At 55.1% G+C, this 13060-nt stretch carries 9 protein-coding genes; all 9 read right to left on the bottom strand.

Annotated features, from left to right (window positions below):
* Positions 1-815: 815 nt before the first annotated feature.
* Positions 816-1934: a hypothetical protein gene (locus QW71_RS38420; RefSeq protein WP_039310250.1), complete on the bottom strand. Its 1119-nt coding sequence runs from the start codon at positions 1932-1934 to the stop codon at positions 816-818.
* Positions 1924-4068 (bottom strand): glycosyl hydrolase, encoded by a 2145-nt coding sequence (locus tag QW71_RS34760; protein WP_052770556.1) that lies wholly within the window; start codon positions 4066-4068, stop codon positions 1924-1926. Before QW71_RS34760 ends, QW71_RS38420 begins: the two co-directional genes overlap by 11 nt.
* A gap of 9 nt (positions 4069-4077) precedes the next feature.
* Positions 4078-5079 carry a glycoside hydrolase family 130 protein gene (locus tag QW71_RS34755; RefSeq protein ID WP_039310248.1) on the bottom strand — a complete coding sequence of 334 codons (1002 nt, stop codon included), beginning with the start codon at positions 5077-5079 and terminating at the stop codon, positions 4078-4080.
* Between the two features lie 50 nt (positions 5080-5129).
* Positions 5130-5966 (bottom strand): carbohydrate ABC transporter permease, encoded by an 837-nt coding sequence (locus tag QW71_RS34750; RefSeq protein WP_039310246.1) that lies wholly within the window; start codon positions 5964-5966, stop codon positions 5130-5132.
* Positions 5967-5979: 13 nt separating this feature from the next.
* Entirely contained in the window at positions 5980-6882 is a 903-nt protein-coding gene (locus tag QW71_RS34745; RefSeq protein ID WP_039310245.1) for a carbohydrate ABC transporter permease, read from the bottom strand.
* Positions 6883-6987: 105 nt separating this feature from the next.
* Positions 6988-8370, bottom strand: coding sequence for an ABC transporter substrate-binding protein (locus tag QW71_RS34740; RefSeq protein WP_039310244.1), 1383 nt, complete (start codon positions 8368-8370; stop codon positions 6988-6990).
* A gap of 195 nt (positions 8371-8565) precedes the next feature.
* Positions 8566-10215 carry a response regulator gene (locus QW71_RS34735; protein WP_235441632.1) on the bottom strand — a complete coding sequence of 550 codons (1650 nt, stop codon included), beginning with the start codon at positions 10213-10215 and terminating at the stop codon, positions 8566-8568.
* Complete coding sequence (locus QW71_RS34730; RefSeq protein WP_039310243.1) at positions 10212-12020, bottom strand: sensor histidine kinase; 1809 nt, start codon at positions 12018-12020, stop codon at positions 10212-10214. The genes QW71_RS34735 and QW71_RS34730 overlap by 4 nt, the downstream gene beginning before the upstream one ends.
* Positions 12021-12233: 213 nt before the next feature.
* Positions 12234-12413, bottom strand: a complete 180-nt coding sequence (locus tag QW71_RS34725) for a hypothetical protein (RefSeq protein ID WP_039310242.1) — start codon at positions 12411-12413, stop codon at positions 12234-12236.
* Between the last annotated feature and the right edge of the window lie 647 nt (positions 12414-13060).

Here is a 13060-nt window from a genome sequence, read left to right as displayed (position 1 = left end):
AATGTAAAGAAACCGCCCAGTTCGATCAATCTAAGTACATTGTTAACTAACCTGCCCGTTAGCTTAATGAAGCATTGTCATACTTTATTTTCTCAGTCTACAACTTTATTTGCCGAGTCTAACACTTTATTTTTCAGTCTAGAACTTTATTTTCTTTTGACACCGGTAATCACACTTACGCATCATCGATAGTCAACGCACCGGTAATCACACTAATGCATCGATAGTTAACGCACTTAGTAATCTCACTTACGCATCGATAGTCACTCTAACGCACTGATTATTACTCAATTACTCTAGCTCGCCGCTCATTACTCTTGCACACCGACAATCACTCCTAACGGTGCATCAGGGTAATTTCAGGGTAGGCTCATCGGGTGCGAATATTCGCAGTGAGTACTTGGCGGGCCTTGTAGAGTGCCTATGTTCGCAGAGTGCTTGGCGGGCTCAACAAACCAGCCTGCCCGCCAGCGACGCGGACTGAGATTCCGTTATTCGGGCAGATCAGGCAGATTCGAGGGACAAGCGGACTGAGATTCCGTTAAGTGAGCAAATTCACCTCATTCGTGGCCTGAATCTACAAGATAAGCGATTCTCAGTCCGCTTCAGCCTCATAAAGAGGTTTTTTGGAGATATAGCGTCCTCTCAGTCCGCTCAGCTATTGAGGCATGGAACTTTTGTTGCACGCAGAAATATATTGGAGCTAGATTTTATCTTCTAAACAAAAACACCTCCGGATTCCGCTTAACAGGGAGTCTAGAGGTGTTTCGTTTTGTTAATTTTGTTGATTTTGTTGGTTTTGTTGCCTGCTGCCCTTAGCCCCGGAGCACAGGTGCCGAAGATAATCCGAAGCGGACAAAGGCATACAGGTCCTGATAGACATGCGTGTCCGGCTCCAGGTCTTTGTCGGTCCAGCCGGGCTTATCCTTGAAGCTGTCCGGACCTACCTTGTAGACCTCACCTTTGATATGATGATGCGGTCCGAGCAGATTGCGGCAGCTGCCGGTCAGTTCCAGCCGTATCCGGTTCTCTCCTGCATGCAGGAGCCCCGAAATATCAGCGGTATACGGCTCCCACAGGAATCTCCGCACCTCTGTACCGTTGATGAACAGCCGGGACACAATGGTGTCCGGCGGCGACTGGAAGGACCAGCTTGCCTGAAGTGCTGCGCCTTCATTAATATGAACGTTCTGCTCAAGCGTGATGGTGCCGGCAAAGAACGGGAAGCCCTGCTGGACCAGATCACCGGTTGTTACGGATTCGGGCAGTCGTGTCAGCTTGAAAGGTCCTTCCGTGAACACTGCACGCCGCTCTCCATACGTATACGGCTCAGCGGATTCTACGCCAAAAGCGCCAACGATATATATACTCTCAAACTCCTGGTCAATCGTCAGATTATTGCCCTCCGCTTCAAACTGCTTCGCCTTCTCGAGCTTGGCAAGCAGCTCACCGCTGGGACTGAACCGGGTACTCAATTGCAGAATATTCTCTCCAGCAACTACCTTTCCGGCGATGGGCAGGGTGCGGAAGGAGATATCCCGCCACCAGCCGCAATCTGCCGGAGACAGCGGCTGTCCGTTCAGCGTTAGCTTCATGTCTCCCGGCTGCTCCAGAGCCAGATAAAGCTCCTGCATCTCCAGCAGACTGGAATCCGCCTGGAAGCGGAACTCCAGCTCAACGGCCGCTGCCCGGCCATACGCCAGCAGCTGCTCCTGAATGAAGATAACCGGCTGCTGAGCGGACCACTCGCCGCCATCCAGCCGCATACGGGCGGTATCCAGCGTCAGACTGTTCAGGTCAGCGGCAGCAATCATCCATTCCGGGCCAAGCTCCAGTACTACAGCTGCTTCCTCACTCTCCACTACCTCCCGGCCCTCCGCCGCTTCCTCACTCTCCACTACCTCCCGGCCCTCCGCCGCTTCCTCACTCTCCACTACCTCCCGGCTCTTCCGGGCCAAGCTCCAGTACTACAGCTGCTTCCTCACTCTCCACTACCTCCCGGCCCTCCGCCGCTTCCTCACTCTCCACTACCTCCCGGCTCTCCGCCGCTTCCATACTCTCCGCTATCTCCCTTGCCACATCCGCATCACCGTACTCCTCCACCTTCAGCAGCAGGGAATGCGCTGCATAGAGCGGCAAGGCAACCCGCATGCCTTGTGCAGAAGCCTCGCTATCCAGTTCAGTAATGCTCCCGGTTTCCGGATCGATCAGTGATACCCGGCCCCGCTGGCGCAGCTCGATGTTCACATTGCCGCAGCCTTCCGTCCCGGAATTGACGATATAATAGACCACCGAATCTTCCAGATTTACCGACCGTACATTCAGCGTATCGGATGCAAGCTTCTTGCCTGCCTCATCGGTAATCTGCACGAAGGGTGCCGAGACCGCAGCTACCGCGCTGCGCAGTGCTTCCGAATTCCATTCCGGCTGGACCGCACTTTGCAGCAGCCGTTCCAATTGCCCGCTGTCCTCTCCGCTCACGAGTGCCGGAGCAGGTCCACAGGCAACCAGATGACCGCCCTGCTCTACGAACTCCTGCAGCAGCGCTGCGGTTACCCGGTCCAGCGTCAGGCTCGGCGGAATAATTACAGTGCGGTACGCCGCCTCCCCGACAATGAACTGTCCTTCGCTTACGCGGCCATGCCGCGCAATAATACTCTCACTGCCGTAATCATGCTCGATGAGCGCCTGGCAGAGCCAGCGGGTCAGCAGGGCAAAAGCCTCATGATAAGGCACAATCGCCGAAGTGTCCTCTCCGCATTGGGCCAGCCACGCGGACCTTACCGGGTGAAGCAGCAGCACCTCCGCGCGGCCCGTTCCTTCCGCAAGAATCATCGACAGCCGGGCAAAGTAGTCGTTGAAGCCCCGGTAATCCTTCCACCACGGCTGCTGATAGAACAGGGACGGCGGATAATCACGCTTGCGCAGCCCCCGGAGCGAATAGCCCTGCAGATGCTGGCAGAGGAAATTGATGCCGTGGACGAACTGCCACTCCCCGATCCGCCTCAGATCCTGGATGCTGACATTCCAGCCGGAGCAGCCGAAGCTCTCCGTAATCGTCCGCTTTTTCCCGGTCTGGCGGGCCGCCGAGCTGACCTGCTTCGGAACCAGCGGCTCCTCCCCGACGAACCGGCCCAGCCAGTCGCAGCCGGGAATCTGCAAATATTCGTAGAAGGCCATGGGATCGCCGACGGAAGTAACCTGATGCATCAGCTCCTGCTCGTCGACCACATGACCCGTGGCCGCCCAGCCCTTAGCAGCGCAGAAATCGCCGATCTGCTTGGCATAGGCTTCGGTGAACATGGCAGTCACCGTGCTCCAGTAATCATATCGCGCTTTGTTTGAGCTGCGCTGAGGGAAGAACAGCGCGGGCAGAATCTCCTGCACCATATAACCGCTCCGCGAGGCGAATGCCTCTTCCAGCTCGAAGGACCACGGCAGCCTGCCTCTGGCGAACTGCGGCTCATCCGTGAAGATGCCCGGCAGGGCAGCACCTTCCGCCTCCAGCTGGCCGAACTCCTCCCAGTACCGTTCGTAGGCAGCTGTTATAAACTCGCCTACGGCAAGCTTGCTTAGTGTATCGGTATAGTACGGATTCACCTCATAATACATGGCGAGATCCGCAGCACCGCTCTCTTCCTGCGGCAGTAGACGGTACTCGCCGGAAGCTGCTTCAAGCGAATAGCAGGCAATTGCCCTTTCCACCGGGTGACGGAACGGCGGCTTCTCCCAGGCCAGCATCTTCTGCTGATAGGCAATCCCTCTGGCCGGAACCTCACCGTCCGCGAAGCCGCTGGGCCAGCCGTTCTCGTCATAGAACCATGAGTTCATGCCCAGCTCACGGCTCTTCACAATCGAGATGCGGATCGACTCCATCCAGGCTTCGCCCATGTACGGGGTCTGTAGTCCGCCGCGGGCGTGCATGAAGAACCCGCCGATCCCGGCTGCATGCATCTCTTCGATCTGCCGCTCCAGCTCGGCCGGCTCCAGCTTATCATTCCAGGACCAGAGCGGCGCAGACCTGTATTCTGCCGGAGGACTGGCCAGCTTCTCCCATAGCTTGCTCATCGCCCGCCCTCAGCCCTTCAGACAGTAGCTGATCAGATCGTCCACATGAGCCGTAGCCAGGCATTCAATCGTATCCGCAGAGCCGTAGTAGATTTTGACCTCACCGTTATCCTCAAGAATCATCCCGCCCGGAAAAATAACATGATTGCGGAAGCCCCCGTCAATCTCATAATCCGTCTCCGGAGCCAGCAGCGGCTGCCTGGCCATCCCGATAATCTTACGCGGATCTTCCAGATCCAGCAGCATGATGCCTGCCGTATACCGTTTCTTCCAGGTGGGCTCCCAGCCGTGCTTGCCTCTCGCCGGGTCAATATCCACCGCATGGAAGGTGGTCAGCCAGCCCTTGTCCGTTCTGACCGGAGGCGCAGCGGGACCAACCTTGTCATTGGCGAACGGCACCTGCTCGACAGCGAGCAGCAGGCTGGAATTCCCCCAATACCTGAGATCCGGGGACTCGGAGATCCAGGCATCGAAGCGGTCCTGCCCCCCGCGGCTGTATACAGTGAAGGGACGCTCCAGACGGACATAATGGCCGCTGATTTTCTCGGGGAACAGCACCATATTGCGCAAATCCGGAGTGGACAGGCTGAGCACCTCGAAATGCTCCAGATCATCGGTAACGGCAATCCCGCCGCGGATGCCATGCTTCGTATCGACCGCAAAGCACATATAGCAGCGTCCGCCGATTACGGTCAGGCGCGGATCATAGGCGCGGATAATCTCTTCGTCATGCATTTTGAATACCGGCTTCGGGCCGGCTGTCCAGGTCAATCCGTCATCACTGTAAGCAATGCCGAGATCGGTCGTGTGATGCGGCTCAATCGTCTGCTCGGCCAGCGAGCCGTAGTCGTTGCGGAAGATCATCACATATTTGCCGTTAAATTTCGTTACACCGGCATTGAATACCAGTGCGGTAGGATAGGGAACCTTGGATGCATCCAGCACCGGATTACCCGGATAGCGCTGAATGAACGGGGCTGAGTGCAGAATAGCAGGAACCTGTAATGTCATGGGGTGTACCTCCTTGAATATAGTTAAGCTCATGCAGCATCAGCAGGCATCTACCCTTTGAGGGAACCCGCCGTCATCTGCATAAAGGACTTGTTGGCAAACAGATAGGCAATGAGAATCGGCAGGATGGATAAGCAAGCGCCTGCCATCATGTAGTGGGTCTGGGATGCCGCCGATATCCCGTATTTCAGGTTCGCCAGGCCGACAGTCAGCGTCTGCAGCTCCGGCTTGGTCATGGTGAACACCAGCGGCAGCAGATATTCATTCCACGCGCCCCGGAAGGTGAACAGGGCACCTACACCAAGGCCGGGTCCCAGCAGCGGGAGAATAATTCTCCAAAAAGTGCGGCCAAGGGAGCTGCCGTCAATCAGCGCGGCTTCATCCAGCTCTCTGGGAATCCCCTTCATGAAGCTGATCAGAATGAAGAAGATCGAAGCATGCGCGGAGATCAGGATTAGAATGACCCCCCAGAGGCTGCTGTGCAGATGAAGCTTGACCATCAGATCGAATTGCGGACGCAGCACCACCGCCCCCACGGCAACGAACATGGTGAAGGACTGCAGGCCGATATATATTTTTTTGCCGAAAAAGTCCATCCGGTCCACCACATAAGCAGCCATGGATGAGACCAGCAAAGTGCCGGCCACCACCGACAGGGAGACGATCAGGCTGTTCAGGGTGTACCTTGAGAAGTTCGCCTGTTGCCAGGCTTCGGAAAAGTTGGAGAAATGCCAGCTGCTTGGCAGGAAGGTCGCCCCGGTGGTCAGCTCGGCATTCGTTTTGAAGGAGCCCAGTATCGTAATAACGACCGGAATCAGAGTTATAAAAGCAAAAGCCAGTAAAAATATCCAGAGTACAGTGTTGCCCAGTATGGTTCTTATTCTCATCTCGCGTCTCTCCTCAATCGGTCTGATTCATTCGTCTGGATACATAGAAATAGATGAGTGAAATCATCCCTACGATTAGCGCGGACACGAAGGCGACCGCACTGCCATATCCGAACTCCTGCACCTGAACCGCCGCACTGCCGCCGCCGACAGGGAAGAATAATTTGTATAAGTACAGGAACATAACCTCAGTCTTGCCTACCGGACCGCCCTCTGTCAGGACCATGATACTCTCGTAGCCCTTCAAGGCAGTAATGATCGCCAGCATGATGACCATCTGCATGACCGGACCGAGCATCGGCAGTGTCACATAGCGGAACTGCTGGATTTTGCCTGCCCCGTCCAGGGAAGAAGCTTCATACACATCCTCGGGGATGTTCTGCAGACCGGCGAGGAAGAGCAGCATATAATTCCCGACCGCCCCCCAGGCTGCGACCAGAATGACCGTGAGCATCGCATGCTTCGGACCCAGCCAGTCAATGCCGGTGTCCGACAGATTGAACTTGATCAGGAACTGATTCAGAATTCCGTTATAGGAGTTGAATATCGTGAAGAAGACTACAGCCATAACGGCAGTACTGATGACGGTCGGCATGAAAAAAATCCCCCGCAGCAGCTGTCTGCCCCGCAGCCCGCGGTTCAGGATGGCGGCCAGCAGCAGAGCCAGCGGAATGGTGATCAGCAGCTTGCCTCCTGCGTAGATGAACGTATTCACAACCGAATCCCAGAACTGGGTATCCTTCAGGATGCGGCTGAAGTTGTCCAGCCCGGTAAACCGTGCGGTTCCATAACCTTTATAGTCATAGAACATGTAGCGGAACGCCCAGGCAATCGGGTAGATTCCCAGCACAAGTGTCAGAAAGGCACTTGGAAAGATAAAGCTGTATGAGAATAAGGCATTTTTTGTTTTATTCATAGGGTCTCTCCCGGCTCCTTTCCCTTACGGTCAGGGCAGAAGGATGGAGAAGGCTTCTCCCCCACCCCGCTGCCCTGACCTGTATCTGTATGTTCAACCCGCTGATTATTTGGCGAACTTGCCGCCCAGGCTGGCCGGATCGAAGCTGGCATCAGGCTCAGCCTTTACACCATCATTCTTAATTGCGCTGTCCAGCGCAGCATTGTATCGCTTGTTCAGGTCAGCGATAACCGCTTTCAGGTCGCCGCCGTTGAGCATGTACTTGAAGAAGGCGTCATCCGATTTCATACCCTCGGGAGCAACCGCCGGATAGACCGGCCATACCCCGTCAAACTTATTCGGCAGGAACCCTTCGATACCGCTTACATCCGGCGTTTTGGCTACCGCGCTGACCGATGGAACCATGGAGATACCGAAGCCTTTTTCCTGATAATCCGTCAGCACCTGATCTTCATACATGAACTGCATGAACTTCCATGCCGCTTCCTTGTTCTCCGATTTGGAGCTCAGACCCAGCCATTGGCCGCCGAGGAAGCCGGAAGCGCCCTTCACATTGCCGTCGATCGTAGGAACCGGTGCTGCTGCCCAGTCAATTTTGGCCGGGAACTGATTCTTGTAGACGCCCGGCTCGGAGGAGAAGGACAGATACATCCCGATCTTGCCTTCCGCGAACTGTGCCCGCAGCGGATCGATATCCAGGGATTCCACGCCCGGAAGCATGCTGCCGTCATCCTTAATCTGCTTGAACGCGTTGATAATAGGCTCGAAGCCGCTGAAGTCGTACCGGGCAGTCTTGAAGTCATACCCGAAGCCGCCGAAGCCGCTCAACTCCGCAATCACCCGCGCCGAACGCCCGAACGCACTGCCGGGACTCTTGAAATTCTGTGCAAAGCCGTAAGCGCCGTCCGCCTTGCCCGCTTCCGTCAGCTTCTTGGCTGTATCCACCAGCTCCTGCAGGGTAGTCGGCGGATGCTCAATGCCTGCTTTGGCGAACAGGTCCTTGTTGTAGACCAGACGCATCGTCGTTCCGTAGTTCGGCAGACTGTAACGTTTACCGTCAAATTCGTTCAGATCCGGCATGGCCGGGAACTTCGCCTTCAGCTCATCGGTGAGGAATTCATCAATAGGAGCGAGGAAGCCTTTTTTGTAGAACGTCTGGATGGTATTCTCCTTCACCCGGATCACATCCGGCGCATCCGAGGTCTGGAAGGACAGATCCAGCGCCGTGTCGAAGTCGTCGCCCTTAACGACCAGTTCCACCTCAATTCCGTCGGTGTTGGTTTCGTTGAACTCGGCAACCTTTTCTTTCACAAAATCGGCATCATGGCGGTCGCCCGTCCAGTAGCTGATTTTAGTCTTTTCCCCTGAACCTGAACCGCCTGTTCCAGCATCTCCTGTGCCTTCTGCTGCATTGTTGCCGTTGCCGCAGGCTGCCAGGCCAAGTGCCATAACCAGGCTTAAAGATGTCATAAGCATACGCTTCATCATTGGTAGTGCCCCCTTATTTATCGCTGCTGAATTTAACTTACAACCTGATTATAGATGGGGTAACGCTTACACATAAGGCGGGTAAGCCCACATTGAGGGCAGGTTTTTGCGGGAGTTGCTGAAGTGGCTGAAGCTGCCCTGTACACAAAAGGGAGCGAATCTCCGCCATGGCGGAAATCCCTCCCTTGTTCCTGTTTATTCTTTTCCCAGGTAATGCAGTTTAAACTCCGACGGGGTCATGCCCGTGTACTTCTTGAACACCTCACTGAAGTAACGCCTGTGCTCATAACCGAGATCCAGGGCAATCTCCTGCACCTGCAGGCCGTCAATCAGCATCGCCTTGGCCTTCTCCATCTTCTCATGCATCACATACTGCTGGAACGAAACCCCTTGCACCTTCTTGAACAGGTTGGAAAAATAGCCCTGGCTAAGGCTGATCTGCTTCGCGACCTGCTCCAGTGACAGACTGGTATCCAGATGATCCCGGATATACGCCTTGGCCTGTTGAATAATCCGCGTGGATTCTACCGAGCGCGCTTCCTCCACCAGGGAGCAGGCCGCCCGGCACAGGTGATCAAGCAGGCCTCGAATATCCTGCAAGGACGGATGCATGCGGTTCCTCATAATTTCAATGCTGCGTTCCAGCGGCTCTACCTGCTCATACGGGAACTGCTCCAGCATAACGCGGCAGATCCGGAAGCTCAGCTCATAGCCCACGCTTTCAACATAACGCGGCTCGGGCAGCAGCTCATTGTCCAGCAGCTCTGCGAACAGCTGATCCAGCACCTGCAAGCTTTTGCCGCTATTCCCGGAACGCAGGGCGAACAGCAGCTCCTGCTCGGCGGCTGCGGAATAGCTGTGAAGCACGAGCGGCTTATTCTCGATATCGCCGTAGTTGTATACACCGTTGCCGCCGGTATAGAAATGATACCCCAGCGCGCTGAGCGCCTGCCCGTACGCCGTTGTCAGTTCATGAATCGAAGATACGCCCAGCCCCATGCCGACCGAAAGCGTATTGCGTGAGAATTGGCTTACGTTCATGCAGCAGGCCTCCGTGATCCGCGCAGCGGTGTCCGGGTCCGAGCCGTTGATAATGCAGACATAGCGGTCTGTGGCCTCACGGATAATCACCCCGCGGGTCCAGGCGGAAATCGTCTCTTCGAGAATATTATGCAGGCTGAACCGCAGCAGCTCAACCTCCTGTACCGGCTGGTTTTGCAGCTTCTCCGCGAAATGGTCAATCTCAGCGACAAACACGAAGAAATCATGCTGCGCCAGCGGTATGTCGAGATACGCCCATCTGGACCGGGCATCCGCCTCCGTTGTCTGATGATGCAGCAGGAAGGTCAGATATTCCTGGCGCAGTATGGGCATGCTTTCTTTGATTTTGGATTCCATTACCGCAAGTCTGGCTGTCTTCTGCCGCTCCTGCCGGCACAGCTCCTTCGCCTTCAGCACCACATTCACAATCTCATCCAGGGAAAAAGGCTTCTTCACGAAATCAAGCGCACCCAGCCGGATCGCTTCCTGGGCATAGGAGAACTCGGAATAGGCACTAAGAATAATAATCTTGCAGTCCGGCAGAAAATCCAGTATCGCCCGGGTCATCTGCAGCCCGTCCATTCTCGGCATGCGGATATCGGTCAGCACAATATCGGGCCGGGTCTCACGGATCTTCCGCAGCCCCTCTTCTCCGTCCAGCGCGGTGCCGGAGACCTCAATGCCGTGCTCCTGCCAGGCCGGCTTTCGGGAGATCATCTCCACTACACTTCTGATATCGTCGATAATACACAGCTTGAACCTTTCCGGCTCCTGCCCCCGCTCCAGCTCCTGTTCCATCTTCATCTCTCCTCCCCTAGCGGAATCCACAGATCCGTCCGTGACCCCTTGCCCGGTTCTCCGTCTATTTCCATGCGGGCGTCAGCCCCGTAATACAGCGCCAGCCGGTGCCTGATGTTGAACAGGGCGTAGCCTTTTTTGGACAAGGGTGCAGTGTTCATGCCCTGCTTCACGCTCGCGGCATCCAGCCCCCGTCCATTGTCCGCAAGGGAAATATGCAGCATGCCCTGCTCCCTGCCCACCGCAATATCAATTCTTCCTCCCCCGGACCGGTCGCTGAAGCCGTGCTGGATGCTGTTCTCCACAACCGGCTGCAGCACGATCTTCGGAATCTGGCAGGCCAGCAGCTGCTCATCCTCCACGCTCACGGTATATTCAAACAGATCTTCATAGCATTTCTGCTGAATCGCGAAATACTGCCGGACATGGGACAGCTCATCCTCCAGCGAAATCAGATCCTTGCCTCCGCTGAGGCCGATCTGGAACATCTGGGACAGCGCCAGAATCATCTCATTCACATCGTCGTTCTCGCCCATGACCGATTTGCAGTAGATCGTATTCAGCGTATTGTACAGAAAGTGCGGCTCCATCTGCGCCGTAAGCGCACGGATTTCCGCCTGCCGCTTGTCCTCCTCCTTGGATTTCACATCCTCGATCAGCGCCTTGATCTCCGACATCATCCGGTTGAACTGGAAGCCTACCTGTGCGATCTCATCCTCGTACCTGCTCTCATACACTACGCTGAGCTGGTTCTCCTCCACCCTGCGCATCAGCCGCCGGAGCTTGAACAGCGGCTTCAGCAGGGCTGAAGTCAGCTGATTGGAGATCAGCCAGGTGGTCAGCAGAAAGACGCCGATTACATACAGCGTTGTACGCTGCACCCGCTGCAGCTTGCCCAGCAGCTGGTCCCGCGACTGCATGCCGGAGATGATCCAGTCCGGTGAGACTGCCGATCTTTTATAATTCACCAGATACTCCTTGCCGTCATAGCGGTAGGAGTGATTCTGCTGATCACCATCTTCCCCATTTGCCGCCAGCAACGGCTTCCAGGGGAACTTGCCGCCGAACGGCCAACGGGATTCTACCACCGCATCCCCTTCGCCGCTCAGCAGGTAATAATTCCGGCCAAGCCGCTCTCCGCCCTGATTCAGCAGGCCGTCAATCCGGCTCTCCTTGATATTGACCACGATATACACATTGCTGATCGGTGTATACGGATATTCATAGATCCCCCGGACCACGAACGAGATGACCCGCTGGTTGCCCGTGAACAGCCGGTCATAATGCCCTTTGGCCCAGTAGCCGCCCGGCTGCTCCTTGCTGAGATCGTATAATTCCGAGCCGTAGAAGGAGTTATCCTGCGCGCGGATCTGCGTGGTGGAGTAGAAGTCGCCGATCGGTGTAACGATCAGCACGTTCTCGATTATCGGCTGATTGAACGTTGCCTGGGAGAGCACATATTGCAGATCCGACAGATGCACATAGTAATTCGACACATCATGGCTGAATACATCAATCATCATTTTCCGGTAGGCATCGCTCAGCATCAGGGACTGCACGGACAACGCTACATCGTTCAGCCGGGAATCGAGCAGCTGTGTGGTTTTGCTTACCGTCTCCTGGCTGCTGGCATAGGCATTATCCTCAATCTCCTGTGCGGCAATCCAATACGAGAAGCTGCCCATCGCGCTGATTGACAGCGTTATCAAAACAATAAAAGAAAACAGAATCCTCTGCTTGATCGATATCCGGTAATACCTGTCTGCGAGCTGCCGCCAGACTTGCCCGCAATAGGCTATGAATGTATTCATAGTTCCCCTCCTTCAGCACCGGTCAGGAGACCGGAGTCAGATCAGCCATTCCAGCAGCTCTCCGGCAATCCGCTCATGTCCCTGCCTGTTCGGATGATTCACATAGGCTTCGAAGCTGCGGAAGGTATCGGATAACCCGGTGCCATACTCTCATGCCAGCTCCCGTCCCTAGTACCATACGACCGGTCCCAGCCCGGCGTCAAGAGAATCCCCTTAATGTTCTGCGCGAGCGCCTTGCTCAATCATATCCCTCCATGCGTCCCGCGCCGCCGCCAGTCCGATGCTCCGGTCATTAAGCGCGTAGTCCAGGGTAGCCAGCTCAGGCCGGTGGCTGAGCACTTCGGGCATGATAGTATCGGATGACGTAACAGTGGTGGTTACAGGCTTCGCCAAATTATAGTTTTATCCTTGTATCATCTTACTCAGCATTCTTCTCGCGTCAACAAATAAAGATTTATCATGTTGTTTCATCTGCTTTACAGACGTACATTTCTAATATGAAGGATGAGTTGGTTAAATTGCGCTCATGAGTAAAAGTTAATATGGCAATGCAGCATGCCGGCTGGAGCTCCGCAGTAACACTCCCGCCGGAGAACCAAATCTCCAGGAGAGCGAATCAAGTGGAGCTTACCGATTATTCATTCTCTCAACTGAAACTTGTCGGGCGATGGCAGGCTCATTAAACCAGCCTGCCCGCCGGCGACGCGGACTGAGATTCCCTTATTCGGGCAGATCAGGCAGATTTGCCGGCTAAGCGGACTGAGAATCCGTTAATTGTCCGATCAGGCTTCATTTGTGGCTCAAATGAACAAGATAACGGAATCTCAGTCCGAATCAGCATCAATATGAGGCTTTTGGTCAAAATAGCGTCCTCTCAGTCCGCTTCATTGGCAGGAGTGAGTGATCAGCAAATGTTCAAACGACAAACGGTACAATTGCCTTAACATGGACAAAATCTATTCGGTTTTTCGCATACATTTGGTCCGGTTAGGTAGCGTCAAGAAGTTTGTGTAAGAGAGTAGAAGTACCTCCCCGGGTTA

The organism is Paenibacillus sp. IHB B 3415, assembly GCF_000802655.2.
In the GTDB taxonomy this organism is placed as follows: Bacteria; Bacillota; Bacilli; order Paenibacillales; family Paenibacillaceae; genus Paenibacillus_AQ; species Paenibacillus_AQ phytohabitans.
The sequence above is the reverse complement of the archived record's forward strand: the minus strand, read 5'-3'. Positions and strand labels throughout refer to the sequence as shown.

What these genes read in the sequence shown, in the direction of transcription:
- QW71_RS34755 (WP_039310248.1), bottom strand. Translation starts at nt 5,079, where the DNA reads ATGACATTACAGGTTCCTGCTATTCTGCACTCAGCCCCGTTCATTCAG.
- QW71_RS34730 (WP_039310243.1), bottom strand. Translation starts at nt 12,020, where the DNA reads ATGAATACATTCATAGCCTATTGCGGGCAAGTCTGGCGGCAGCTCGCA.
- QW71_RS34735 (WP_235441632.1), bottom strand. Translation starts at nt 10,215, where the DNA reads ATGAAGATGGAACAGGAGCTGGAGCGGGGGCAGGAGCCGGAAAGGTTC.
- QW71_RS34760 (WP_052770556.1), bottom strand. Translation starts at nt 4,068, where the DNA reads ATGAGCAAGCTATGGGAGAAGCTGGCCAGTCCTCCGGCAGAATACAGG.
- QW71_RS34745 (WP_039310245.1), bottom strand. Translation starts at nt 6,882, where the DNA reads ATGAATAAAACAAAAAATGCCTTATTCTCATACAGCTTTATCTTTCCA.
- QW71_RS34740 (WP_039310244.1), bottom strand. Translation starts at nt 8,370, where the DNA reads ATGATGAAGCGTATGCTTATGACATCTTTAAGCCTGGTTATGGCACTT.
- QW71_RS34750 (WP_039310246.1), bottom strand. Translation starts at nt 5,966, where the DNA reads ATGAGAATAAGAACCATACTGGGCAACACTGTACTCTGGATATTTTTA.